Here is a 26,082-nt window from a genome sequence, read left to right on the forward strand (position 1 = left end):
GCTCGCTCCTTCGGAGAGTTTTGACTGAGGTCGAGCGTACGCCGGTGCTCCAGGATCCGGACAGGCCGTCCGGATCTCGGGACGCACATCTCGCCCAGCGGCCGTCCTCGCGTGGCATACGCGCACGTCAGCGGCGTTCCGGGGAATCGGAAACGCCTCGTCGGCGGGTCCGCTCGCTCATGGGTTCGTCAGGTGTCCCTGCACCACGGGCGCCACTCTGGCCACGATGCGCTCCAGATCCACCGAGGCCAGCGGCTCGACCTTGATCACATAGCGCAGCATCGCGACCCCGACCAGCTGGGCCGCCGCCAGCTCGGCGCGCAGCTCCGCGTCCGGGACCTCGAGCCGGCCCGCGATGCGGCGCAGCAGCTGCGCGGCGACGAGACGGCGGAAGACGGCGGCCGCGGTGTCGTTGTTCACGGCCGAGCGGACGATCGCCAGCAGCGGGGTACGGCTCGTGGGGTTCTCCCAGATACCGAGGACGAAGCGGGTCAGGCGTTCACCGACACCGTCGACGGGGCCCTCGACGAGCGTCTCGGGCGCGCCGAGCGCGGGGGCGAAGGCGACCTCGATGGCCGCTTCGAAGACCTGTTCCTTGGTGCCGAAGTAGTGGTGCACGAGGGCGGAGTCCACGCCGGCGGACTTGGCGATGCCGCGGACCGACGTCTTCTCGTACCCGCGCTCGGAGAACTCCTCGCGGGCCGCCTCCAGGATGCGGTCGCGGGTGGCGGGGCCGGACTCCGTCTGCGTACGCGTGGGACGTCCCCGGCCGCGGCGGGGGGCGGCGTCCGTCATCCCCGGGGCACCTTCACGGCGGACGCGAGGTGGAGCCGGGTGAAGGCGAGGGCCTCCGCAAGGTCGGCCTCGCGCTCGGCGCTGGACATCGCGCGGCGGGTGTTGACCTCGATGACGACGTGGCCGTCGAAACCGGACTGCGCGAGGCGGTCCAGAAGTTCGGCGCAGGGCTGGGTGCCGCGGCCCGGGACCAGGTGCTCGTCCTTGTTGGAACCGTTGCCGTCGGCGAGGTGGACGTGTCCGAGGCGGTCGCCCATCCGGTCGATCATCTGGAGGGCGTCGGTGCGGGCGGTCGCGGTGTGACTGAGGTCGATCGTGAAGTGCCGGTAGTCGTCCTTCGTCACGTCCCAGTCGGGGGCGTACGCGAGCATCTCGCGGTCGCGGTAGCGCCACGGGTACATGTTCTCGACGGCGAACCGGACGTCCGTCTCGTCGGCCATGCGCCAGATCCCGGTGACGAAGTCACGGGAGTACTGGCGCTGCCAGCGGAACGGGGGATGGACGACCACGGTGCTCGCGCCGAGCTTCTCGGCGGCCGCCCTGGCGCGCTGGAGCTTGATCCAGGGGTCGGTGGACCAGACCCGCTGGGTGATCAGCAGACAGGGGGCGTGGACGGCGAGGATCGGCATCCGGTGGTAGTCGCTGAGGCGGCGCAGCGCGTCGATGTCCTGGCTGACCGGGTCGGTCCACACCATGACCTCGACACCGTCGTAGCCGAGGCGCGCGGCGATCTCGAAGGCCGTCGCCGTCGACTCCGGGTACACGGACGCCGTGGACAGCGCGACCTTCGCATCCGGGATGCGCACCACTGGTTCTGCCACGAGGGACAGCGTACGGGGTGCCTCCGGCGGTTGGGTGAGGGGCGGCGAGCTTGGCCGGGAGGCTCCTGCGGGCCCCCGGCGGGGGTGGGTTGGCCTCCGGCCGGGGGGCGTGTCGGCCTCCGACCAGGAGTGAGTCGGCCTCCGGCCCGGGGTGCGGCGGGCCTCTGCCCGGAGGGCTCGGGGCCCCGGCCGGGGGCGCTCTCGTGATGGACGCCACGGCGCCGGCCGGCTGGTCCGTGACGGACGCCACGGGCACCGGGGTGTCGCGTGATCGACGCGACGGGCACCGGCGGTGCTGCGTGATCGGCGCCACGCCCCGGCGGGACACTCCTGACGTGATCGGCGCCATGCCCCGGCGGGGCACTCCTGGCGCGATCGGTGCCAGGACACCCCGGGTGCTCCAGGCGTGATCGACGGGTCGTGCACGCCCCATCGCCGTGGGTGGGACTGGCATCGGGCGACCGTCCGCCGTGCGAGGCCGGGCGCGCCGTTCCCCGCGCCCCTTGACGGCGCCATCCCCGACGCCCGGACCCAGGCGTCGCCGGGTCGGGCGCACCTCCGCCGTGCCGGCGAACACCGGTGGGCGACCGTCCGCCGTGCGGGGCCGGGCGCGCCGTTCCCCGCGCCCCTTGACGGCGCCGTCCCCGAGGCCCGGTCCCGGGCGGGGCCCGGTCGGGTGCGCCCCGCCGTGTCGGGGAGGGCCCCCTTCTGTTCTGTTTCCTACTCCGATGCCATCTGGTCCAGGCGGCGCAGGATGACGCCCTCGCGGAGGGCCCAGGGGCAGATCTCCAGGGTTTCCACGCCGAAGAGGTCCATGGCGCCCTCGGCGACCAGGGCGCCGGCGAGGAGTTGGCCGGAGCGGCCCGGGGAGACGCCCGGCAGTTCGGCCCGTTCGTCGGCAGTCATGGACGTGAGGCGGGGGACCCAGTCCTCCAGGGACCGGCGCTTGAGCTCGCGCTGGACGTACAGGCCGTCCGTGGAGCGCGCGGCCCCGGCGAGGCGGGCGAGCTGCTTGAACGTCTTGGAGGTGGCGACCACGTGGTCCGGGGCGCCGAAACGGCTGAACTCACCGACCGTCCGGGCGATCTGGGCCCGCACATGGCGGCGCAGGGCCCGCACGTCCGCGGGGTCCGCCGGATCGGTGGGCAGCCAGCCCGCGGTCAGCCGGCCGGCGCCGAGCGGCAGCGACACGGCCGCGTCCGGCTCCTCGTCCATGCCGTACGCGATCTCCAGGGAGCCGCCGCCGATGTCGAGGACGAGCAGCTTGCCCGCCGACCAGCCGAACCAGCGGCGGGCCGCCAGGAAGGTGAGCCGCGCCTCCTCGGCGCCGGTGAGGACCTGCAGCTCGACATCGGTCTCGGCGTGCACCCGGGCAAGAACCTCGTCGGCGTTGCTGGCCTCGCGTACGGCCGACGTCGCGAACGGCAGCAGGGCCTCGACACCCTTGTCCTCGGCGGCCTCCAGGGCGTCCCGGACGGTCTGGATCAGCTTGTCGACGCCTTCGGGGCCGATCGCCCCGCTCTCGTCGAGCAGTTGGGCAAGCCGCAAATCGGCCTTGTGCGAATGCGCGGGCAGCGGGCGGGCGCCGGGGTGGGCGTCCACCACCAGCAGATGCACCGTGTTCGAACCCACGTCGAGGACACCGAGTCTCATGTACGGAACGCTACTGCCCACACGGCGATCCACGTGGGGCGGGGCGAAGGCCCACATCGAACGGTGCTCTGCGGACAGTGGACGAGGGAGGCGTCCCCGGAGCGGGCAGAAGCGACTTACCCTGGACGCGTGCCAAAGACGAAAAAGGCGAAGCCTGACAAATCGGCCACGGGGTCTTCGCAGGCGAAGGCCGCGAAGCCCAAGAAGTCCGTGAAGAAGAGCGACGAGAAGGGGCTCGACTTCGCTCGCGCGTGGGTGGAGTTTCCTGACCCGGCCGATGACGAGCAGGTCTTCCGGTGCGATCTGACATGGCTGACCTCTCGCTGGAACTGCATCTTCGGGAGCGGCTGCCAGGGCATCCAGGCGGGCCGCGCCGACGACGGCTGCTGCACGCTGGGCGCCCACTTCTCCGACGAGGACGACGAGAAGCGGGTGGCGGGGCACGTGGCACGGCTCACGCCGGAGATCTGGCAGAACCATGACGTGGGCGTGGAGACGGGCTGGGTGTCGCAGGACGAGGACGGCGACCGCCAGACCCGCCCGTACCAGGGCTCCTGCATCTTCCAGAACCGTCCCGGCTTCGCCGGTGGCGCGGGCTGCTCGCTGCACATCCTGGCCGTCAAGGAGGGGCGCGAGCCGCTGGAGACCAAGCCGGACGTCTGCTGGCAGCTGCCCGTGCGCCGCACGTACGAGTGGATCGACCGGCCCGACGACACCCGGGTGCTCCAGGTCTCCATCGGCGAGTACGACCGCCGCGGCTGGGGCCCGGGCGGCCACGACCTGCACTGGTGGTGCACGTCGGCGACCTCGGCGCACGGCGCCGGCGACCCGGTGTACGTCTCGTACCGTCCGGAGCTCGTCGAGCTCATGGGCAAGGCGGGATACGACCGCCTGGTCGAGCTGTGCGAGGAACGGCTGGCCTCACAGCTGCCGCTGCTGGCACCGCATCCCGCGGACCCGGTGGGCTGAGCCCGGCGGGGCCCGCACCGCCGCACGTCCTGTTCACGGCCGACGGCCCGGGCCCTACGAGGGGTCCGGATCGCCGCTGTCGCCCGGCGGCGACGTCGAGTCGCCCGGGTCCGAGGAGGCCGAGTCGGTGGGAGTGGGCGTCGGCGTCGGATCGCTCGGAGCGGGGGACGGGTCCGGGCTGGTCGGGGGCTGGGTGGAGCCCGGCCCCGAGGGGCTCGGGTCGCTCGGGGTGGGGGCGGGGTCGTGGCCACCGGGGTGGGACGGGCCCGCCTTCCCGTACCCGGCGATGGTGACCACCGCGCCCGCCGGGGAGATCGACACCCGCGCGCTCCAGTGGCCCACCGGCTCGCGAAGATGATCGACGTACACCTTGATCGTCAACGACTCGCCCGGGTCGAGCGTTCCCGAGTACTGGCTGAGGTAGAGCCAGGACGCGCCGGTGCGCGCCGACCAGTGGACCGGTGAACTGCCCGACGCGGTCAGCGTGACCAGGGTCGTGTCGCCGTCGGTGCCGGCCGCCACCGACAGGTGTCCCGCGTTCTGTCCCGGGGTGCTTCCGGGGGCGCTGACGACCTCCACGGAGACATCCGGCGAGCGGCTGCCCTTGGTGAAACGGGCGTCGGGTCCGGCGCTGGCGTTGCCGGCGTTCTCGTAGCCGCCCGCGCGCCCGTCGTCCAGACCGTCGGGGTCCTGGGCCTCGCTCGTGGTGGCCGGGCGGCCGTCCACCCCCTCGCCGACCAGGGGCGCGCCCCGGTACGCCGCCCAGAGGGCGAGAACGGGCGCGGCGACGACGGTGGCGACGATCGTGGTCGTGACGGCACGCGCGCGCAGCCGGTCCCTGCGGGCGGCGTGGTCCTTGGGGTCCATCGGGAAACCGCGCCGGTCGAAGCGTGGGGCGCTGCCCCGAGCGCGTGGGGCGTGCGCCATGGCGACGCGCAGGGCCGCGTGCGGGGCCTCCAGGACGGGGAGCGCCGCGGGCGTGACGCTGGTGCCGGGCCAGGCGCCGGGGACCGCGCGCTCGGCGGTGCGGCGGCAGCGCGGGCAGTCGTCGACGTGCCGGACCAGCTCGCCGCGCAGGGTGGTGCTCAGCACGAGCTGGTTGTCGCCGGTGAGCCGGGCCACGCTGGGGCAGGCGCCGGTCTCCACCACGGCGAGGGCCGCGCGGGTGCGTTCGACCTCGCAGGCGGCGGAGGCGAGCAGCTCGCGCGCGGTGGCGAGGTCCATGCCCAGGACGGCGGCGACCTCGTGGGCGGCGAGCTGGTGGCGTACGGCGAGTTCGAGCGCCTCGCGCTGCTCGGGGGTGGTGCCGGCGGCCTCCGGCCAGGCCAGCAGACCGAGTTCGTGCCGCCGGTGGGTCTGGACCTCCTCGGAGAGGGGCGCGGCGCTCAGGGCCTCGGCCGCGCGCCGGTCGGCGGCGGCCTTGTGGGCTCCCTTTTGCGCGGCTTCCTTGTGGGTGCTCTGCGAGGCGCCCCCGGGGTCGCTCTTGTGCGGGGCGGAGCGCCCGGAGGCGTGCGCCGCCTGCCGCTTGCGCCGCGCTTCCGTGAGCTTGCGCAGGCAGGACCAGCGGGCCAGCGCGTAGAGCCAGGCCCTGCGGTCGGCGGCGGACTCGGGGCCGCGCTGGCCGCGCCGCTCGGCCAGCGCGAGGGCGTCGCCCAGGGCGGCGGTGGCCGCGTCGTGGTCGCACAGCACGGACAGGCAGTAGGTGAACAGGCCGTCCAGGTAGGGCTCGTAACGCGCGGGGGGACGCTGGGACAGGGTGCGGGGGGTCGCGGCACGGGGCGCGGCCGCCCGCTTGCGCGCGGCTCCGTGCGCCCGGTGTGCGCCGGTGGTGTGCGTGGAGGTCTCCGAACTGCTGCTCATCACCCGTGCGACCGTAGGTGCCCGGGGGCGGCCCCTTCCTCCCCCTTGAGCACATTTAATCCGTACGGGTGAAACGATCCCTCATAAGGGGACAGGAACCCCCGACCCCTGGCCTGGGCCGTCACGGGTGGCGATGGCAGGGGATGGCATATGGGGTCGCGAAGGCTCCGCGGAGGGCTCGGTCGCACGGGGGTGGGAAGGGGGCACGGGGGCTCGGCGCACGGGCTGCGGCGGCTCGGGGGACAGGCCACGGCGGCCGGGGGCCGAGGTGCGGCGGCTCGGGTCGGACGGGGGCCGGAACGGGGCCCGGGGCCGGGGTGCACCGGTGCGTGCCGGGTTGTCAGTGGCTCCGGCTACGGTTCGGTCATGGCTGCCCGTACGAAAACCGCGAAGGACCGGCCGTCCTACCGCTGCACCGAGTGCGGCTGGCAGACGGCCAAGTGGCTCGGCCGCTGCCCCGAATGCCAGGCCTGGGGGACGGTCGAGGAGTACGGCACGCCCGCTGTCCGGACGACGGCACCGGGGCGGGTCACCACGTCAGCGGTGCCCATCGGACAGGTCGACGGCCGTCAGGCCACCGCCCGCAGCACCGGCGTGCCCGAGCTGGACCGCGTCCTCGGCGGCGGTCTCGTGCCCGGAGCGGTGGTCCTCGTCGCGGGTGAGCCGGGCGTCGGCAAGTCCACGCTCCTCCTGGACGTGGCGGCCAAGTCCGCGAGCGACGAGCACCGCACGCTGTACGTGACGGGCGAGGAGTCGGCGAGCCAGGTGCGGCTCCGCGCGGACCGCATCAAGGCGATCGACGACCACCTCTATCTCGCCGCGGAGACCGATCTGGCGGCCGTCCTCGGCCACTTGGACGCGGTGAAGCCGTCCCTGCTCATCCTGGACTCCGTCCAGACGATCGCCTCCCCGGAGATCGACGGCGCGCCCGGCGGCATGGCGCAGGTCCGCGAGGTCGCGGGCGCGCTCATCCGTGCCTCCAAGGAGCGCGGCATGTCCACCCTGCTTGTGGGCCATGTCACCAAGGACGGCGCGATCGCCGGACCCCGGCTGCTCGAGCACCTCGTGGACGTCGTCCTGTCGTTCGAGGGCGACCGGCACGCGCGTCTGAGGCTCGTCCGAGGCGTCAAGAACCGTTACGGGACGACGGACGAGGTCGGCTGCTTCGAGCTGCACGACGAGGGCATCACCGGCCTCACCGACCCGTCGGGGCTCTTCCTCACGCGCCGCACCGAGCCCGTCCCCGGCACCTGTCTGACCGTCACCCTCGAAGGCCGCCGCCCCCTGGTCGCCGAGGTGCAGGCGCTCACGGTGGACTCGCAGATCCCCTCCCCGCGCCGTACGACATCCGGCCTGGAGACCTCCCGCGTCTCGATGATGCTCGCCGTTCTGGAGCAGCGCGGGCGGATCAGCGCACTCGGAAAGCGGGACATCTACTCGGCGACGGTCGGCGGCGTGAAGCTCTCCGAGCCCGCCGCGGACCTCGCCATCGCGCTCGCCCTGGCGTCCGCGGCGAGCGATACCCCGCTGCCCAAGAACCTCGTGGCGATCGGCGAAGTGGGGCTCGCGGGCGAGGTCAGACGGGTCACGGGCGTCCAGCGCAGGCTGGCCGAAGCACACCGTCTGGGCTTCACCCACGCGCTCGTGCCGACCGATCCCGGCAAGGTCCCGGCGGGCATGAAAGTCCTGGAAGTGGCCGACATCGGAGCGGCGCTGAGCGTGCTTCCGCGCTCGCGTCGCAGAGAGGCCCCACGGGAAGAGGAGCAGCGCCGGTAGACTTTGCCCTGGTCTCGCCCGTCCGTACGAACCGAGCGCGACCGGAAACCCGCGACCGGAGGAGTGCAGTGGCAGCCAACGACCGGGCAGCAGCTCCCGGAAAGTCCGGCGGGAGCTCCGGTGCCGATGGCCTGATGCGCGCCGCACTCAGCGCCGTGGCACCCGGTACGGCACTGCGCGACGGGCTTGAACGGATTCTCCGGGGCAACACGGGCGGACTCATCGTGCTCGGCTCCGACAAGACCGTCGAAGCGATGTGCACGGGTGGTTTTGTCCTGGATGTCGAGTTCACCGCGACCCGTCTGCGCGAACTGTGCAAGCTCGACGGCGGCATCGTGCTCGACAAGGACATCACCAAGATCCTTCGGGCGGGCGTGCAGCTGGTGCCCGACCCGACGATCCCGACGGAGGAGACGGGCACGCGGCACCGCACCGCGGACCGGGTGAGCAAGCAGGTCGGCTACCCCATCGTCTCGGTCTCCCAGTCGATGCGTCTGATCGCCCTGTACGTCGACGGTCAGCGCCGCGTCCTGGAGGACTCCGCCGCGATCCTCTCCCGCGCCAACCAGGCCCTCGCCACGCTGGAGCGCTACAAGCTGCGCCTGGACGAGGTCGCGGGAACGCTGTCGGCGCTGGAGATCGAGGACCTCGTCACCGTCCGGGACGTCTCCGCGGTCGCCCAGCGTCTGGAGATGGTGCGCCGGATCGCCACCGAGATCGCCGAGTACGTCGTCGAGCTGGGCACCGACGGGCGTCTGCTGACCCTCCAGCTCGACGAGCTGATCGCCGGCGTCGAGCCCGATCGCGAGCTGGTCGTCCGGGACTACGTTCCCGAGCCGACCGCCAAGCGTTCCCGCACGGTCGACGAGGCGTTGTTCGAGCTGGACGCGCTCAGCCACGCGGAGCTCCTCGAACTCTCCACAGTGGCACGGGCGTTGGGTTACACCGGCTCCCCCGAGGCGCTCGACTCCGCGGTCTCCCCGCGTGGTTTCCGCCTTCTCGCCAAGGTGCCGCGGCTGCCGGGCGCGATCATCGACCGGCTCGTGGAGCATTTCGGCGGGCTCCAGAAGCTGCTCGCCGCGAGCGTGGACGACCTGCAGACGGTCGACGGCGTGGGCGAGGCCCGGGCGCGCAGCGTCCGCGAGGGCCTGTCCCGGCTGGCGGAGTCGTCGATCCTGGAGCGTTACGTCTAAGGGCCTGCCGCCCGGATCACGCCGCGGGCGCGGGGTCTGGCACGCACGTCTGCGGCCTTGCCGCCCGGATCACGCCGCGGACGCGCGGCGGGGTCCTGGATTTCGGCCGGGCCCTGCACGGCCGAGGGGCGGACCGCCCCTCGGGACTCTCAGTCCTTGGACAGTACGAACGACGTCTGCGCCTTCGTCAGGCCCGGCGCCTTCGCCTCGACCAGGTACGTGCCGGCGGGAGCCGCACCCGGCGTGGGCGTCGCGCACTCGGGGGCGGAAGCCTTGCGGTCCCACTTCACCGTGTAGGTGACCTGGTTGCCGGCCGCTACGCGGTAGAGGACGCCCGCGGCACTCTTCGGGCAGTCGTCCGAGGCCCAGATGTCGTCGTCGCTTCCCGCCTGAGTGATCGTCAGAACGGTGTTCTTCGGGCCGAGATCGACCTTGCAGTCGCTGCCCGAGGAGTTCTTGGCGATGAGCTCGATCGTGGGCTGCTCACCGGGGGCGTACGTGTTGCGGGCGCTCTTGAGCGTCAACTTCACCTTGCCCGCAGTGCAGTTGGGGAGCGTGGAACCGGCCGGGAGCTGATCGGCCGATCCGCCACCGGTGCCGGCCCCTTCGCCGGAACCGCCACCGGCGCTCGCGCCGGAGCCCGCGGAACCGCCGTCGGAGCCGTCGCCGGACCCCCCGTCGCTTCCGCCGCTGTCGCCGGAACCCCCGGCACCGCCGTCACCGCCGCCGCTACCGCTCGACTCGTCGCGGCCGCCCGGGTGTTGACTGATCGCGGGACCCGAACCGGAGGGACCCGGCGTGATCGAGGGCGCGGGGTTCTTTCCGTTCGACCCACCGGAGTTGTTGTTGCCACCCCCGCCGCCGGTACTGACCACCCAGACCGTCAGCAGCGCCAACAGCGCTACTACGGACAGCAGAACGGCCCTCCGACGCCAATAGATGGTGGAGGGGAGCGGCCCGACCGGATTGCGCAGAGATCCCACGGCGCAAACTGTACGAGAGATCCGCCGCGCGGCTGGCCCCACCCGCCGCCCTGGTCACAACTTTTCCGGATCATCATCCCGGCAGACAGCCTTCCCGGCGCCTCGACGGACGCCGAGGGCGGTCTTTCACCACCGCCCGCCCCGGCGTCGTCCCCGCATCCCCGCCACCGCATGGCAGGATCGATATCGCCATGACTGCACCCACCAAGCCCACCCAGCCCACCCGGAACGCTTCCGGCGAGGACCTCCACACCCCCGTCATCGCCTGGTTCGACGAGCACGCCCGCGATCTGCCCTGGCGGCACCCCGATGCCGGCCCCTGGGCGGTGATGGTCAGCGAGTTCATGCTCCAGCAGACCCCGGTCAACCGCGTGCTGCCCGTGTACGAGCAGTGGCTGGCCCGCTGGCCGCGCCCCGCCGATCTGGCGAAGGACGCTCCCGGGGAAGCCGTCCGGGCCTGGGGGCGGCTCGGTTACCCGCGCCGCGCCCTGCGTCTGCACGGCGCCGCGGTGGCCATAACGGAGCGGCACGGCGGCGACGTACCGACGGAGCACGCCCAGCTGCTGGCGCTGCCCGGTATCGGGGAGTACACGGCGGCGGCCGTCGCGTCGTTCGCGTACGGCCAGCGGCATCCCGTCCTGGACACGAACGTCCGCCGGGTCTTCGCCCGCGCCGTCACCGGCGTGCGGTACCCGCCGAACGCCACCACCGCCGCCGAGCGCAAGCTCGCCCGTGCCCTGCTTCCCGAGAGCGAGAGCACCGCGTCGCGCTGGGCCGCCGCCTCGATGGAGCTCGGCGCACTGATCTGCACGGCGAAGAACGAGACGTGTCACCGCTGCCCGATCGCCGCGCAGTGCGCGTGGCGGCTGGCCGGCAAGCCGGAGCACGAGGGGCCGCCGCGCAAGGGGCAGACGTACGCGGGCACGGACCGCCAGGTGCGCGGCAAACTGCTGGCCGTCCTGCGGGAGGCCCATACGCCGGTTCCGCAGTCCGCGCTGGACCGGGTGTGGGACGAACCGGTGCAGCGGGCCCGGGCGCTCGACGGACTCGTCGCCGACGGGCTGGTGGAGCCGCTCCCCGGTGGTCTGTATCGGCTGCCGATGACATAGCGGAGGCACCCAACCGGCATCAACCCGGACGTACACCCCCTCCGCCTTACCCCGCGCCTACAACCGTTACACAACCGACGGACAGCCGAGTGCTGGCCGCAGGCTGGCTCGGACAACCCCGTGACAACGCCTCCGTAGCTTCATTGCCGTACCGCAGGAAGGGCCGCAACGAGCAGCCGCGGAGCGGCGGTTCGCAGGCAATGGACAACCGGCAGCAGGCAGGTCGGAAACGGGGATGGAGGCGGTTGATCATGGCGCACGGCGAGGTGCTCGAATTCGAGGAGTACGTCCGCACTCGACAGGACGCGCTGCTGCGCAGTGCCCGCCGCCTGGTCCCCGACCCGGTCGACGCCCAGGACCTGCTCCAGACCGCGCTCGTCCGGACGTACGGCCGCTGGGACGGTATCGCCGACAAGCGGCTGGCCGATGCCTATCTGCGCCGCGTCATGATCAACACCCGCACCGAGTGGTGGCGCGCCCGCAAGCTCGAGGAGGTGCCCACCGAGCAGCTGCCGGACGCGAGCGTGGAGGACGCCACCGAGCAGCACGCGGACCGCGCGCTGCTGATGGACATCATGAAGGTGCTGGCACCCAAGCAGCGCAGTGTCGTGGTGCTGCGACACTGGGAGCAGATGTCCACGGAGGAGACGGCCGCCGCACTCGGCATGTCGGCCGGAACGGTAAAGAGCACGCTGCACCGGGCGCTGGCCCGGCTCCGCGAGGAGCTGGAGAGCCGCGACCTGGACGCCCGCGCGCTCGAACGTGAGGAGCGGGAGCGTTGCGCGGCCTAGGAGTTCGGGTCAGACAGGCCCTGAAGGCGGGGAGTTCGGCGGCGGCCGGGCTCACCGCCCTCGGTCTTTTCGTGACCGCGTGCGCCACCGGCGGCACCGGCGCCCGCGACGAGGGGCCGGCGGGCAGCGACGCGGTCGCCAAGGGCGGTGCCACCCCGGTCGTCTCCGGCTCGCCCACCCGGGCGCCCAGGCGCGCGGACGCGGTCAGGATCGTCAAGGCCGACCCGGCGGTCAGCGCGGCGGTCAAGCGCGACCTGAAGCCGTGCGTCGCCGACGAGTACCCGGTCGACGTGTCGTACGGGGACCTCACCGGCGGATCGTCGAACGACATCGTGATCAACGTGATGACCTGTGCCGACGCCGTGGGCGTCGGCTCGTACGTCTATCGCGAGGAGAACGGCAGGTACCAGAATGTCTTCAAGGCCGAGGAGCCGCCGGTCTACGCCGAGATAGACCGCGGCGATCTGGTGGTCACCCAGCAGCTGTACGAGAAGGGCGACCCGGTGTCGTACCCCTCCAGCGAGGAAGTGATCACCTACAGCTGGTCCGCGGCGCGGTTCGTCGAGCAGTCCCGGATCCACAACGACTACAGCAACGCGGTGGGCGGCGCGAGCTCGCCCGCCCCCGACGCGAACTGAGAGCGGACGGAACAGCCGGATGGCAGAGCAGACCCACGTCCTGTTCGTCGAGGACGACGACGTCATCCGCGAGGCCACGCAACTCGCCCTGGAACGCGACGGCTTCGCGGTCACGGCCATGCCCGACGGGCTCTCGGGCCTGGAGGCGTTCCGTGCCGACCGCCCCGACATCGCCCTGCTGGACGTGATGGTCCCCGGGCTCGACGGCGTCTCACTGTGCCGCCGTATCCGCGACGAGTCGACCGTGCCGGTCATCATGCTGTCCGCGCGCGCGGACTCGATCGACGTCGTGCTCGGCCTGGAGGCCGGCGCCGACGACTATGTGACCAAGCCCTTCGACGGCGCCGTGCTGGTCGCCCGGATCCGCGCGGTGCTGCGCCGCTTCGGACACGCGAACGGCGGGCAGGGAGCAGGGGCCGAGGGGGCCGGGTCGCTGGACGGCGGGATGCTCGCCTTCGGTGACCTGGAGATCGACACCGAGGGCATGGAGGTACGCAGGAACGGTACGCCGGTGGCCCTGACGCCCACCGAGATGCGGCTGCTCCTGGAGTTCTCCGCGGCGCCCGGGACGGTGCTGAGCCGCGACAAGCTGCTCGAACGGGTGTGGGACTACGGCTGGGGCGGGGACACCCGGGTGGTCGACGTCCATGTGCAGCGGCTGCGTACGAAGATCGGCCAGGACCGTATCGAGACGGTCCGCGGCTTCGGCTACAAGTTGAAGGCCTGAGCAGGGGTATGCGGGGGATATTTCAGCGCTCGGCTCCGGGGAAACCCTCGGTTCCGGGCCAGGGACCGATTCCGGGGAGACGCCCGGACGCGGGCGGCGGCGCGACCACGGGCCCGCGCGACGGCACCGCCACCGGCAGAGTCGCCGGCAGGAGCAGAGGCCTCAGTATCGGCATCGACCGGGGCACGGATTCGGGTACGAGCATTCGTACGGGCATCCGGTGGAAGCTCAGTACGGCGATCGCCCTGGTCGGCGCGCTGGTCGCGATCGCGCTGAGCCTGGTCGTGCACAACGCGGCCCGTGTCTCGATGCTGGACAACTCGCGCGACCTGGCCGACGAGCGCATCCAGCTCGCCCAGCGCATGTACGGGCCGGGCCGGACGCCACCGTTCGGGGCCACGATCGACGATCCCTCCATTCCGGCGGACCTGCTGGCGAAGGTCTCGGAGGGACGGCGGGCGACCTACGTCTCCGCGGGTTCGAACGGTATTCCGGACATCTGGGCCGCCGTACCGCTCAGGAACGGCCAGGTGCTGTCCTGGCACGAGCGGTTCACGGACCGCAACGCGGACGTGATGAAGGACCTCGACCAGGCGCTGATCATCGGCTCCATCGCGGTCGTCTTCGGCGGCAGCGCCCTCGGTGTGCTGATCGGCGGCCAGCTCTCGCGCCGCCTGCGCAAGGCGGCGTCCGCCGCGAACCGGGTCGCCAAGGGCGAGACCGACGTCCGGGTCCGGGACGCGATCGGCGGTGTCGTGCTCGACGAGACCGACGACCTCGCGCGCGCCGTGGACGCCATGGCCGACGCGCTCCAGCAGCGCATCGAGGCCGAGCGCCGGGTGACCGCCGACATCGCCCATGAACTGCGCACACCGGTGACCGGGCTGCTCACGGCGGCCGAGCTCCTGCCGCCCGGCCGCCCCACCGAGCTCGTACGGGACCGGGCGCAGGCCATGCGCACGCTCGTCGAGGACGTGCTGGAGGTCGCCCGGCTCGACGGTGCCTCCGAGCGGGCCGAGCTGCAGGACATCATGCTCGGCGAGTTCGTGAGCCGGCGGGTGGCCGCCAAGGGCGCGGACGTCGAGGTGCGCGTGGTGCACGAGTCGGAGGTCACGACGGACCCGCGCCGCCTGGAGCGCGTCCTGCACAACCTTCTCGCGAACGCCGCCCGGCACGGCAGGCCGCCGATCGAGGTCACCGTCGAGGGGCGCGTCATCCGCGTCCGCGACCACGGTCCCGGCTTCCCCGAGAAGCTCCTCGCCGAGGGGCCGAGCCGGTTCCGCACCGGCAGCGCCGACCGCGCGGGCGACGGCCACGGGCTCGGCCTCACCATCGCCGCGGGCCAGGCCCGGGTGCTCGGCGCGCGGCTGACCTTCCGCAACGTACGGCCCGCCGGGGCCCCGGACGACGTACCCGCCGAGGGCGCGGTCGCCGTCCTGTGGCTGCCGGAACACGCACCGACGAGCACGGGAAGCTACCCGATCCTGCCGGCGTCCGGGAAGTAGCCGGAGGGCACGGCCTCTTCCCAGGGGCTGTCCTGACAGCCCCTAGCGGCTCCAGTCCTGGTCCGGGTCGAGGCCGCCCTCGCGGCGCTGGGTGAAGGAGAACCAGTTCCCCGAGTCGTCGCGGAACAGCGCTTCCGTGCCGTACGGGCGCTCCTGCGGCTCCTGGAGGAACTCCACGCCGCGGTCCTTGAGCTTCTTGTAGTCGCCGTGGATGTCGTCGGTGCTCAGCACGCCCGCGCCGAGCGCGCCCTTGGCGACCAGCTTCTTCATCATCTCGGCGGACTCGGGGTCCATGGCGGGCGGTCCGGGCACCATGAGGGTCAGCTCGACCTCGGGCTGCCGCGGGGCACCGACGGTGAGCCAGCGCATACCGCCCTCACCCATCGTCATGTCCGTACGGACCTCGAGCCCGAGCTTCTCGGTGTAGAACTCCTTGGCCCGGTCCTGGTCGAGAACCCAGACGGTCGAAATGGCGAGTCCTTTGATCATGGTCTGCTCCAGGTGTGCGGGGTCACGCGGGTGCCCGGTCGTGCCGGGTCGCCGTCCTCGGTGCGTGCCCTGCCACGGTAGGCAGCCGCCGCGTCAGGACGCTTCTTCGGAATTGCGCTCCCGGACCCCGCCACCGGCATGGGACCCGGCATCGGCACAGGTCGCGGCATCGGCACGGGTCGCCACCTCGCCACGGGTCGCCACCTCGCCACGGGCCGCCGCCTCGGAACGGGTCTCCGCCTCGGAACCGGCCTCCGCACGCGCGCCCGGGCCCGTCCGGAAGCCGCCGGCCCAGAGCATCGCGTAGCAGCCGGGTATGAGCGCGGCACCGCGCCCCACGTGTCTCGCCCGGTACTCGCTGGGCGTCAGCCCGGTCCATGTCTTGAAGCGCGCCGAGAAGGTGCCGAGGCTGCTGAAGCCGACCAGATGGCAGATCTCGGTCACCGAGAGGTTCGCCGTGCGCAGCAGGTCCTCCGCCCGGTCGATGCGCCGGTGCGTCAGGTACTGGCCCGGTGTCTCGCCGTACGCCGCCTTGAAGGCCCGTATGAAGTGGTACCGCGAATACCCGGCACGCGCGGCCAGCGCGTCGAGATCGGTGCCGGGCTCGGCCCAGTCCCGATCCATGACGTCCTTGGCCAGCCGCAGCTGCCGCATCCGGTCCACGTTCCGATGGTGGCACGCGCCACTGACAGTCACGTGGAACGGGAGACGGAACGGGATGCGGAACGCGGCCGGAACGAGGGGCGGCACGGGAGAAGGCCCCCGGGGCGGACAACGCCGGGGGCCTTCTGTCGAGGAGCTCAGGGGCGGACGGGAGAGGTGAGACCTCCGGTCGGTCAGACCGGCTCGGCGAGCGGGGCCTGAGAAGCCTCGTCCCGCACCTCGTCCTCGCCGGGCTTGGGAGCGCCCCCTCCGGCGCCCTTCAGCGGGACTTCCTTCACGAAGACCGCCGCGACCAGCGCGAGCACGGCCACCACGGAGCCCAGCAGGAACGCGGAGTGCGTACCGGAGGACACCGCGTGCTGGTACGCCTCCCGGGCCTCCGCCGGCAGCTTCGCCAGGCTGGCCGCGTCGAGCTGCGCGGACTTCTCGGTCAGCTTGGAGCCGATCGCCCCGGCCCGCTCGGCCATGACGTCCTGCACCCGGTGGTTGAACAGCGCGCCCATGATGGCGACGCCGAACGACGAGCCGAGCGTACGGAAGAGAGTGGTGGACGAGGACGCGACGCCCATGTCCTTCATCTCGACGCTGTTCTGCGCGACGAGCATCGTGACCTGCATCAGGCAGCCCATGCCCGCGCCGAGCACCGCCATGTACAGACCGGAGGTGACCCGCGTCGTCTCCGTGTCCATCTGCGAGAGAAGGAACAGGCCGACGATCATCAGGACGCTGCCGACGAGCGGGAAGATCTTGTAGCGGCCGCTGTTGGTGGTGACGCGTCCGGCGACCATCGACACGGCGAGCATCGCGCCGAGCATCGGCAGGAGCAGCAGACCGGAGTTGGTCGCGGACGCGCCCTGCACGGACTGCTGGTACAGCGGCAGGAAGAGCACGGCGCCGAACATCACGAAGCCGGTGATGAATCCGATGGTCGACATCAGCGTGAAGTTGCGGCTGCGGAAGATGTGCAGCGGCATGACCGGCGCGGCGGCCTTGGTCTGCCAGAACAGGAAGCCGACGAGGGCGGCGACGCCGATCCCGGTCAGCTCCATGATCCGCGCGGAGCCCCAGGCGTACTCGGTGCCGCCCCAGGCGGTGACGAGGACGATGGAGGAGATACCGAGGGCCAGCAGCCCGGCACCGAGGTAGTCGATCTTCGCCTCGACACGCTTCTTCGGCAGGTGCAGTACGACACTCACCGCGATCAGCGCGACGACGCCGAGCGGAAGGTTGATGTAGAAGGACCAGCGCCAGCCCCAGTGGTCGGTGATGGTGCCGCCGACCAGCGGGCCGAGGATCATGGCGAAGGCCATCACGCCGGCCATCATGCCCTGGTACTTGCCGCGCTCGCGGGGCGGAATGAGGTCACCGATGATCGCCATGACGCCGACCATCAGACCACCGGCGCCCAGACCCTGAATGGCGCGGAAACCGATGAGCTGGCCCATGTCCTGGGCCATACCGCTGAGCGCGGAGCCGATCAGGAAGATCACGATCGAGGTCATGAAGGCGCCCTTGCGCCCGTACATGTCGCCGAGTTTGCCCCAGATCGGGGTGGAGGCCGCGGTGGCGAGGGTGTAGCCGGTGACCACCCAGGACAGGTGCTTCAGGCCGCCCAGCTCGCCGACGATCGTCGGCATCGCCGTGCCCACGATCATGTTGTCGAGCATCGCGAGCAGCATCGCGATCATGAGCGCCATGAGGACGACCCGCACGCTGCGCTGCCGCTTCTCGCCGTCGGCCGCCGGTTGGCCCTCGGCCGGTTTCCCGGCATGCTCGGCGGCCGGTTCGGCCGCCTTCGTCTTGTCCGCCATCGTTCCCACTCCCCTAAGTACCTCTGCCGCCGTCCGGCTACTTACTTGCCGACCGGCAAGCTGACTACACTCCGGGAAAATAGCCTCGCAACTAGCCGGGCGTCAAGTAAGTAAGACTAGTTTTGCCAGCCGGTCGACAGGTAAGTTTCAAGGAGCGCGAGGCATACGAGGATGGGCGGCACGATGGACGGCACCAAGCGGCAGCGCCGGGGCGACACGCGGCAGCGCATCCAGGACGTGGCTCTCGAGCTTTTCTCCGAGCAGGGCTACGAGAAGACCTCGCTGCGCGAGATCGCCGAGCACCTCGACGTCACCAAAGCGGCGCTCTACTACCACTTCAAGACCAAGGAAGAGATCCTCATCAGCCTCTTCGAGGATCTGACGAGGCCGCTCGACGAACTGATCGAGTGGGGCAAGCAGCAGCCGCACAGCCTGGAGACCAAGCAGGAGGTGCTGCGCCGCTACAGCGACGCCCTCGGCGGCGCGTCCCCGCTCTTCCGCTTCATGCAGGAGAACCAGGCGACGGTGCGCGAGCTGAGCATCGGCGAGACCTTCAAGGACCGCATGATCAGCATGCTGGAGATCATCAAGGAGCCCGAGTCGCCGCTGACCGACCAGGTCCGCTGCATCAGCGCGCTCTTCACGATGCACGCCGGCATGTTCGTCCTCAAGGACGTCGAAGGCGACCCCGAGGACAAGCGCAAGGCTGTCCTGGAGGTCGCCATCGATCTGGTGACACAGGCCCACGGGGGCGGAGCGGCCCACGGAGGCGGAGCTTCCTAGCGCCGCTTCCGACGCCGGGGCTCCGCCTCGGGCTCCGCACCTGGGCTCCGCGCCGGGTCACCGGCGCGGGCAGGCGGATCAGACCTTGACGCCCTTGGCACGCAGGAACGAGGCCGGGTCGATGGCCGAACCGTAGTTGGCGGTCGTACGGATCTCGAAGTGCAGGTGCGGGCCACTGGAGTTGCCGGTGTTGCCGGACAGGGCGATGTGCTGACCGGTGGCGACGACCTGGCCGATCTTCACGTCGATGCGCGACAGGTGGGCGTACTGCGAGTACGTGCCGTTGGCGTGCTTGATGACGACGGCGTTGCCGTACGCGGGACCGTCACCGGCGCCGTTGCCGCCGGCCTTGACCACGGTGCCACCGTGCGCGGCGACGACGTTGGTGCCCGTCGGCACGGCGAAGTCCTGGCCGGAGTGCTTGTGGGACCACATGCCGCCGGCCTGGTTGAAGGAGGCGGACAGGGTGTACTTCGCCACCGGGTCGACCCAGGAAGCGGCCTTCTTGGCGACGGACTTCTTGGCGGACGCCTTCGCTGCGGCGGCCTTCTTGACGGCCGCGGCCTTCTTGACGGCGGCGGCCTTCTGCGCGGCGGCGGCCTTCGCCTGAGCGGCCGCCTGCGTCTGCACGGCGTTGGCCGCGGTGACGGTACCGCTGCTGCTGAGGCCGGTTTCGGCGGCGGTCGCGACCCCTGCGCCCAGAACGACCGAGGCGCCCAGACCGACGGCGAGAACGGCCGCCCGAGTGCGGACCATGGACGTAAGGGACTTGCGGGACGTGACGCGCTTCGACATGAATACCTCGTGGAGACGGGGACAGGGACTGAACGACCACTCCGGTGCACTGGCGGCCACCGAGCGGGCCATTCATTGGTAACCCGCACCCCCAGGGGCACTCAAACGGCCTATCTACGACGCGAGCTAGTACTTCACCGCAAAACTTGATGAACCTTGACACCCCGGACATCTCGCACGGGATCTTGTCGTTTTTGCCCCAGAAACCAGGTTTAGCCCCACTTCGGGCCAGCACATCCCTTGCTAAACCTGCCCCCGGCCCATCCGTCCTCGCGAGGTGCGAATCGACCTCCGAACCCTGGACCGAAGGTCCTTTTTGTCCGATTTGGCGTCTCCACTATTCAACCTAGTATCGGACAAACCGCCTGTGCGTCATGTCACCGGGCCCCCGGATTCAGGGGGCCCCGAATGTGACGCGGGCTACGCTGCGGCCCCTGTTTTCAAGGGCTTTGGGGAGCCGGCCGGCCCTCCCCGGCCGCCCGGATCACCGCCCCGGCGTCGTCATGGCACGGATGGGCCCCGACCGCGCCCCTGTGACCGCTTCACGCAAGGCCGTCCGCCCGGCTACGGGGCCGCCGCCGCAAGGCAGGACCGCTCCCCTGGCGCAGGACCGCCCCGTTATGTGGGGGCCGCCCCTGATGTGGGCCCGCCCCCTTATATGGGGCCGCCTCCCTGACGTGGGTCCGCCTCCCTGACGCGGGCCCCGCCCCCTGACGCGGATCCGCCCCCCACGTGGGGGCCGGCGGACGGATCCCTGCCGGGGGCGCCTGCGGGCCGGGATCTGTCGGCGATTGCCCAGGGTGGTGCGCTACCGCGCCCTGCTGTGTGGATCAGCTGTCAGAACATACGGTTGTCCTTCAGGCTCAACGTTCTCCCGGGGGATCGTCATGGACCCAGTAGCCGTCGGCACCCGCCTGGCCTCCAGCGTGGCCGCGCCTCTCGTCAGAAAGCTCTTCGTGACGGAGGGCCCGGGAGCCGGGCTCGTGGACAAGCCCGTACGCATCTCGGCGTTCGTCTCCTTCAAGGGCGAGAAGCGGGTCATCGGCGAGAAGGAACTGGCCGCTCTTTCCGCCGAGTTGGTCGGCCGCGCGATGCGGGCCGGAGAACGTCCGATCCCCGCCGACGAGGAGCAGGCCGTCGTCCACGCCCTCGCCGCGACCCTGTACGGCCTGGGCGACCTCACCATGACGGACATCCAGGCCGTCGAGCTCGGCCACCGTGCGCTCGCCCTGCACCTGCGCGCGGCGAGCGGGAACCCCGACCGTGACCTGTCCTTCGACGCGACCCTGTTCTACGAGGGACTGCTCGACACGGCCTGCCTCCACATCCTGCACTTCTTCACCCAGCGCTCGACCTTTGTCGCCCGCACCCTCGTGGAGCACAGCCGCAGACAGCGCGAACTCATCGCCAAGGTCGACGAGTTGATCGCCCGCACTCCCATGGCGGGCGGCACCGACCAGGCCTTCGAGCAGCGCTATCTCGCCCATGTCGCCACCAAGCACAGCCACCTCACCATCTACGGCATCGACCTCGTCAACTCCCCGGAACGCTGGCCATTGGACGCCGCCTACCTCAGCCTCCAGGCCGTACGACCCGGGGGAGACGAGGAGACCGCTTCCTCGGACGGTGTGCTCATCGCGGCGGCGGGCACCTCTCTGCCCGCCGAACAGGCCTTGTCGGAACAGGACTTGGTCCTCCTGCGCGGCGTGGCCGGTTCCGGCAAGACCACGCTCGTGCAGTGGCTCGCGGTGACCGCCGCACGCGGAGAGCGGGGAGACCGTATCCCCTTCGTTCTCCCCCTCCGCACCCTCGTCCGCCGCCCGGACGGCCTTCCGTCCCCCGACGCCTTCCTCTCCGCCGTCCGCGTCCCCTTCCACGCGACCCAGCCCGGCGGCTGGACCGACCGGGTCCTCGGCCAGGGCCGCGGCCTGCTGCTCGTCGACGGCCTCGACGAGATCCCCGAACGCGACCGTGAGCGCACCCGCCGCTGGCTGCGCGAGCTCCTCGACGCCTACCCCGGCAACCAGTGGCTGGTCACGTCCCGACCCTCGGCCGTACGGGAGGACTGGCTCGCGCCCGACGGATTCACCGAGCTCGTCCTGGCGCCGATGACCGGCGACGACGTGGCCGCGTTCATCCGCCGCTGGCATGCCGCGGCCCGTCCGGACGCCTCGGACACGGACCGCCTCGACGGCTACGAGCGTTCCCTCCTCGACGCCGTCCGGACCAAGCCGGACCTCGGCCGGCTGGCCACCAATCCCCTGATGTGCGGCCTGATCTGCGCGCTGCACCACGACCGGCGCGGCTATCTGCCGCACGGCAGGCAGGAGTTGTACGACGCCGCGCTGTCCATGCTGCTGTCGCGCCGCGACGAGGAGCGCGACATGTTCCCGCGGGGAGGCGGGCAGGACGGCATCCATCTCACGGAGCTTCCGCAGATCCAGCTTCTGCAACGCCTCGCCTACTGGCTCATCCGCAACGGCCGGGTGGAGATGGACCGCGAACGCGCCGAACGCATCGTCGCCGATGTGCTGCCCTCGCTCCCGGCCGCCGCCCACCAGGGCGATGCCTCGCAGGTACTGCGTCATCTCATCGTCCGCAGCGGCCTCCTCCGTGAACCCACCCTCGGCACCGTCGAGTTCGTCCATCGCACCTTCCAGGACTACCTGGGCGCCAAGGCCGCGGTGGAGGACGGGGACTTCGGTCTGCTGGTGCGCAACGCAGGGGAATCCCAGTGGGCGGATGTGATCCGGATGTCCGTCGCCCATGCCCGCCCACGGGAACGGGCCGACTTGCTGGGCGCCATGACCGACTCGGCGACCCGGCTCGACGGGGCGTCCGCCACCCGCGTACGGCTTCTCGCCCTCGCCTCGCTGGAGCACGCCACGCAACTCGCGCCCGAGGTACGGGCCGCCGTGGAGGGCGACGCGGCGGCGCTCATCCCGCCGAGGACGTCCGAGGAGGCGCGCGCCCTGGCCGAGGCCGGTCCCCTCGTCCTCGAACTGCTGCCCGGGCCGGAGGGGCTGACCGAGGCAGAGGCCCGAGGAGTCGTGGTCACCGCCTCCCTGATCGGCACCGACGCGGCGGTCCCCGTACTGGCACGCTTCCGCTCGCACCCCGCCCTGTCCGTACGGGCCCAGCTCACCTGGGGATGGCACCGGTTCGACACCGAGCGCTACGCGTCCGATGTGGTCGCCCATCTGGACCCGGCCGGCCTGTACTTCACCGCGCACTCGACCACCCAGCTCCGCGTGCTGCGCGACCTGGGCGGCCGGTCCATGCTGCAGATCGTCGGAGACTTCGGCTCGGCGGAGCTGCGCTCCTGCCTGCCGCCCGACCAGGTGACACATCTGGTGCTGCGCTACAACAACCGTCTGCGGGACCTGGACTTCCTGGCGGCTCAGCCGCGACTGGAGCAGCTCAACCTCGATCAGTGCCAGGATGTCGAGGACCTCTCGCCCCTCGCGGCGCTGCCCCTGCGGGCGCTGTCACTGCTGTCCGCCGGATCACGGGGCCGGGCTCCGGAAGGTCTGCCGGCGCTGAGCTCGCTGCGCGAACTGAACGTCGGACACCGGCTCGCGGGCCGGTCCCTGACCGAGACCCTCCCCCTGGACGCGCCGCTGGAAGTGATCTCCTTCGGGCTGGACGTGCTCCGCGACACCGGGATGCGGGGGCTGCGTCACTGGGAGTCCCTGCACACCCTCTGGCTGAGCCGGGTGCCCGGCGAGCTCTCCCCCGCCGACTGGTCCGAGGTCGCCGCACTGCCGGGGCTCAGAGAGCTGCGGATCCACCGGGCGGCCCTGGGTTCCCTCGGGTCGGCACCGGCGCTGCCGGGCGTCGAGCACCTGGAGCTCAGAAAGCTGCTGGGGAACGAGGACCTGTCCGGGCTCCGGTCCGTGGTGCCGAATCTGCGGACGGTCAATTTCGTCCTCAATTCGGACACCGGCACCGCACCGGAGCATCTCTCGGGTCAATTGCCCGGCGAACACACGACGACGAGGACCCACAACATTCTGTGACTCCTCCCCCTCCTGCCCATCCTGACTCCTGCCCATCCTGAAATAAAAGGGGGCTGCTCCGGGACCGAAGTCCCGGAGCAGCCCCCTTCAGGCGGACCCTGAGGTCACGCCTCCTTGCTCAGGTTGGGACCGGCACCGCCGGCGGCCTGCTCGATCGGCGGGACGTCGGGCAGCGCCGACTTCTCCTCACCGCGGAAGGTGAAGGCCTTGGTCTCGCCCTCGCCCTCCGTGTCGACGACCACGATGTGGCCGGGACGGAGCTCGCCGAAGAGGATCTTCTCGGAGAGGACGTCCTCGATCTCGCGCTGGATGGTCCGGCGCAGCGGCCGGGCGCCCAGGACGGGGTCGTAGCCCTTCTTCGCGAGGAGGGACTTGGCGCTCGGGCTGAGCTCGATGCCCATGTCCCGGTCCTTCAGACGCTCGTCCACCTTCGCGACCATGAGGTCGACGATCTGGATGATGTCTTCCTCGGTCAGCTGGTGGAAGACCACCGTGTCGTCGACACGGTTCAGGAACTCGGGGCGGAAGTGCTGCTTCAGCTCCTCGTTGACCTTGGCCTTCATCCGGTCGTAGTTGGACTTGACGTCGCCCACGGCCGCGAAGCCGAGGTTGAAGCCCTTGGAGATGTCCCGGGTGCCGAGGTTGGTCGTCATGATGATGACCGTGTTCTTGAAGTCCACGACCCGGCCCTGGGAGTCGGTCAGGCGACCGTCCTCCAGGATCTGCAGCAGCGAGTTGAAAATGTCCGGGTGGGCCTTCTCGACCTCGTCGAACAGGACGACGGAGAACGGCTTGCGGCGGACCTTCTCGGTCAGCTGGCCGCCCTCTTCGTAGCCCACGTAGCCGGGGGGCGAACCGAAGAGACGCGAGACCGTGTGCTTCTCGCTGAACTCCGACATGTCGAGGGAGATCAGCGCGTCCTCGTCACCGAAGAGGAACTCCGCGAGGGTCTTCGACAGCTCCGTCTTACCGACACCCGAGGGGCCGGCGAAGATGAAGGAACCACCGGGACGCTTCGGGTCCTTCAGACCCGCTCGCGTACGACGGATCGCCTGCGAGAGCGCCTTGATGGCGTCCTTCTGGCCGATGACCCGCTTGTGGAGCTCGTCCTCCATGCGCAGCAGACGCGAGGACTCCTCCTCGGTCAGCTTGAAGACCGGGATGCCGGTGGCGGTGGCCAGGACCTCGGCGATGAGCTCGCCGTCGACCTCGGCCACGACGTCCATGTCGCCGGCCTTCCACTCCTTCTCGCGCTTGGCCTTCGCCGCCAGCAGCTGCTTCTCCTTGTCGCGGAGAGAGGCCGCCTTCTCGAAGTCCTGGGAGTCGATGGCCGACTCCTTGTCGCGGCGCACGCCCGCGATCTTCTCGTCGAACTCACGGAGGTCCGGCGGTGCGGTCATCCGGCGGATGCGCATCCGGGAGCCCGCCTCGTCGATCAGGTCGATCGCCTTGTCGGGGAGGAAGCGGTCCGAGATGTACCGGTCGGCGAGCGTCGCCGCCTGCACCAGGGCCTCGTCCGTGATGGAGACACGGTGGTGGGCCTCGTACCGGTCGCGCAGACCCTTGAGGATCTCGATCGTGTGGGGGAGAGAAGGCTCCGCCACCTGGATCGGCTGGAAGCGGCGCTCGAGGGCCGCGTCCTTCTCGAGGTGCTTGCGGTACTCGTCCAGCGTGGTGGCACCGATGGTCTGCAGCTCACCGCGGGCCAGCATCGGCTTCAGGATCGAGGCCGCGTCGATGGCGCCCTCGGCGGCACCCGCACCGACCAGCGTGTGGAGCTCGTCGATGAACAGGATGATGTCGCCGCGGGTGCGGATCTCCTTGAGGACCTTCTTCAGGCGCTCCTCGAAGTCACCGCGGTAGCGGGAGCCGGCGACCAGCGCGCCGAGGTCGAGGGTGTAGAGGTGCTTGTCCTTGAGGGTCTCGGGCACCTCGCCCTTGACGATGGCCTGGGCGAGGCCCTCGACGACGGCGGTCTTGCCGACGCCGGGCTCGCCGATCAGCACCGGGTTGTTCTTCGTACGGCGGGACAGCACCTGCATGACCCGCTCGATCTCCTTCTCGCGCCCGATGACCGGGTCGAGCTTGGACTCACGAGCGGCCTGGGTGAGGTTCCGGCCGAACTGGTCGAGGACCAGGGACGTGGAGGGGGTGCCCTCGGCAGGACCACCGGCGGTGGCGGTCTCCTTGCCCTGGTAGCCGGAGAGCAGCTGGATCACCTGCTGCCGCACCCGGTTGAGGTCTGCGCCCAGCTTGACCAGGACCTGGGCGGCGACGCCCTCGCCCTCACGGATCAGGCCGAGCAGGATGTGCTCCGTGCCGATGTAGTTGTGGCCCAGCTGAAGGGCCTCGCGGAGCGACAGCTCCAGGACCTTCTTGGCACGGGGGGTGAAGGGGATGTGGCCGGACGGGGCCTGCTGGCCCTGGCCGATGATCTCCTCCACCTGCTGGCGGACCGCCTCGAGCGAAATCCCGAGGCTCTCCAGGGCCTTAGCGGCGACACCCTCACCCTCGTGGATCAGGCCCAGGAGGATGTGCTCGGTGCCGATGTAGTTGTGGTTGAGCATCCGGGCTTCTTCCTGAGCCAGGACGACAACCCGCCGCGCGCGGTCGGTGAACCTCTCGAACATCGTTAATCGCTCCTCAGAGCGGTCAGGCAGTAAGGGGACGCTCCCCTCCCTGTCCTTCCGCAGCTTAGTCCC

The 26,082-nt window shown here is 71.0% G+C and carries 19 protein-coding genes and 1 pseudogene; 10 read left to right on the top strand and 10 right to left on the bottom strand.

The genetic code is table 11. The annotated features are described in order from the left end of the window. Window positions 1-177: 177 nt before the first annotated feature. From OOK38_RS11250 to OOK38_RS11260, 3 genes are all read right to left on the bottom strand, one after another. Window positions 178-795: a TetR/AcrR family transcriptional regulator gene (locus tag OOK38_RS11250; protein WP_266761301.1), complete on the bottom strand. Its 618-nt coding sequence runs from the start codon at window positions 793-795 to the stop codon at window positions 178-180. Beyond that, window positions 792-1,616 carry a sugar phosphate isomerase/epimerase gene (locus OOK38_RS11255; protein ID WP_266848386.1) on the bottom strand — a complete coding sequence of 275 codons (825 nt, stop codon included), beginning with the start codon at window positions 1,614-1,616 and terminating at the stop codon, window positions 792-794. The genes OOK38_RS11250 and OOK38_RS11255 overlap by 4 nt, the downstream gene beginning before the upstream one ends. A 720-nt stretch (window positions 1,617-2,336) precedes the next feature. Continuing rightward, a complete protein-coding gene (locus OOK38_RS11260; RefSeq protein WP_266761299.1) occupies window positions 2,337-3,269 on the bottom strand; it encodes a Ppx/GppA phosphatase family protein in 933 nt (310 codons plus the stop codon). A gap of 129 nt (window positions 3,270-3,398) precedes the next feature. Here OOK38_RS11260 and OOK38_RS11265 point away from each other — a divergent pair, with 129 nt between their 5' ends. Further along, entirely contained in the window at window positions 3,399-4,238 is an 840-nt protein-coding gene (locus OOK38_RS11265) for a hypothetical protein (protein WP_266761298.1), read from the top strand. A 54-nt stretch (window positions 4,239-4,292) separates the two neighbouring features. On the opposite strand, the gene OOK38_RS11270 is transcribed toward OOK38_RS11265, so the two are convergent. Continuing rightward, window positions 4,293-6,101 carry a hypothetical protein gene (locus tag OOK38_RS11270; RefSeq protein WP_266761297.1) on the bottom strand — a complete coding sequence of 603 codons (1,809 nt, stop codon included), beginning with the start codon at window positions 6,099-6,101 and terminating at the stop codon, window positions 4,293-4,295. A gap of 363 nt (window positions 6,102-6,464) precedes the next feature. Here OOK38_RS11270 and radA point away from each other — a divergent pair, with 363 nt between their 5' ends. Beyond that, entirely contained in the window at window positions 6,465-7,874 is a 1,410-nt protein-coding gene (gene radA / locus OOK38_RS11275) for a DNA repair protein RadA (protein WP_266761296.1), read from the top strand. A gap of 68 nt (window positions 7,875-7,942) precedes the next feature. Further along, entirely contained in the window at window positions 7,943-9,067 is a 1,125-nt protein-coding gene (gene disA, locus OOK38_RS11280) for a DNA integrity scanning diadenylate cyclase DisA (protein WP_266761294.1), read from the top strand. Window positions 9,068-9,216: 149 nt separating this feature from the next. Here disA and OOK38_RS11285 read toward each other — a convergent pair whose 3' ends face one another. Then, window positions 9,217-10,050, bottom strand: a complete 834-nt coding sequence (locus OOK38_RS11285; protein WP_266761292.1) for a hypothetical protein — start codon at window positions 10,048-10,050, stop codon at window positions 9,217-9,219. A 191-nt stretch (window positions 10,051-10,241) separates the two neighbouring features. Here OOK38_RS11285 and OOK38_RS11290 point away from each other — a divergent pair, with 191 nt between their 5' ends. The 5 genes from OOK38_RS11290 (at window position 10,242) to cseC (ending at window position 14,820) form a co-directional block, all read left to right on the top strand. Beyond that, the gene (locus OOK38_RS11290) at window positions 10,242-11,159 is read left to right on the top strand and encodes an A/G-specific adenine glycosylase (RefSeq protein WP_266761290.1); all 918 of its coding nucleotides are present in this window, start codon (window positions 10,242-10,244) and stop codon (window positions 11,157-11,159) included. 251 nt (window positions 11,160-11,410) lie between these two features. Continuing rightward, window positions 11,411-11,950, top strand: a complete 540-nt coding sequence (locus OOK38_RS11295) for a SigE family RNA polymerase sigma factor (protein WP_266761288.1) — start codon at window positions 11,411-11,413, stop codon at window positions 11,948-11,950. Next, window positions 11,938-12,588, top strand: a complete 651-nt coding sequence (locus OOK38_RS11300) for a hypothetical protein (protein ID WP_266761286.1) — start codon at window positions 11,938-11,940, stop codon at window positions 12,586-12,588. The genes OOK38_RS11295 and OOK38_RS11300 overlap by 13 nt, the downstream gene beginning before the upstream one ends. Window positions 12,589-12,607: 19 nt before the next feature. Further along, entirely contained in the window at window positions 12,608-13,315 is a 708-nt protein-coding gene (gene cseB, locus OOK38_RS11305; RefSeq protein ID WP_266761284.1) for a two-component system response regulator CseB, read from the top strand. 8 nt (window positions 13,316-13,323) lie between these two features. Continuing rightward, window positions 13,324-14,820: a two-component system sensor histidine kinase CseC gene (cseC, locus tag OOK38_RS11310; protein WP_266761283.1), complete on the top strand. Its 1,497-nt coding sequence runs from the start codon at window positions 13,324-13,326 to the stop codon at window positions 14,818-14,820. Between the two features lie 42 nt (window positions 14,821-14,862). On the opposite strand, the gene OOK38_RS11315 is transcribed toward cseC, so the two are convergent. The 3 genes and pseudogenes from OOK38_RS11315 to OOK38_RS11325 all read right to left on the bottom strand — a co-directional run bounded on the left by OOK38_RS11315 (window position 14,863) and on the right by OOK38_RS11325 (window position 17,669). Beyond that, window positions 14,863-15,309, bottom strand: coding sequence for a VOC family protein (locus OOK38_RS11315; protein WP_266761281.1), 447 nt, complete (start codon window positions 15,307-15,309; stop codon window positions 14,863-14,865). Between the two features lie 279 nt (window positions 15,310-15,588). Then, window positions 15,589-15,963: pseudogene (locus OOK38_RS11320) on the bottom strand (helix-turn-helix transcriptional regulator); the annotation flags it as partial. Window positions 15,964-16,145: 182 nt separating this feature from the next. Then, window positions 16,146-17,669, bottom strand: coding sequence for an MDR family MFS transporter (locus OOK38_RS11325; protein WP_266765791.1), 1,524 nt, complete (start codon window positions 17,667-17,669; stop codon window positions 16,146-16,148). Window positions 17,670-17,966: 297 nt separating this feature from the next. On the opposite strand from OOK38_RS11325, the gene OOK38_RS11330 reads away from it, so the two are divergent. Beyond that, complete coding sequence (locus tag OOK38_RS11330) at window positions 17,967-18,566, top strand: TetR/AcrR family transcriptional regulator (RefSeq protein WP_266761279.1); 600 nt, start codon at window positions 17,967-17,969, stop codon at window positions 18,564-18,566. A 78-nt stretch (window positions 18,567-18,644) separates the two neighbouring features. Here the strand turns inward: OOK38_RS11330 and OOK38_RS11335 are convergent, their stop codons facing one another. Further along, window positions 18,645-19,361, bottom strand: a complete 717-nt coding sequence (locus OOK38_RS11335; RefSeq protein WP_266848387.1) for a M23 family metallopeptidase — start codon at window positions 19,359-19,361, stop codon at window positions 18,645-18,647. An 887-nt stretch (window positions 19,362-20,248) separates the two neighbouring features. Between OOK38_RS11335 and OOK38_RS11340 the strand changes: the two genes are divergently transcribed. Then, complete coding sequence (locus tag OOK38_RS11340) at window positions 20,249-23,380, top strand: NACHT domain-containing NTPase (RefSeq protein WP_266761275.1); 3,132 nt, start codon at window positions 20,249-20,251, stop codon at window positions 23,378-23,380. A 104-nt stretch (window positions 23,381-23,484) separates the two neighbouring features. Here the strand turns inward: OOK38_RS11340 and OOK38_RS11345 are convergent, their stop codons facing one another. Beyond that, on the bottom strand, window positions 23,485-26,010 hold the full coding sequence (locus OOK38_RS11345) for an ATP-dependent Clp protease ATP-binding subunit (RefSeq protein WP_266761273.1): 2,526 nt from the start codon (window positions 26,008-26,010) through the stop codon (window positions 23,485-23,487). Window positions 26,011-26,082: the final 72 nt, after the last annotated feature.

The organism is Streptomyces sp. NBC_00568, assembly GCF_026341855.1.
Taxonomy (GTDB): Bacteria; Actinomycetota; Actinomycetes; order Streptomycetales; family Streptomycetaceae; genus Streptomyces.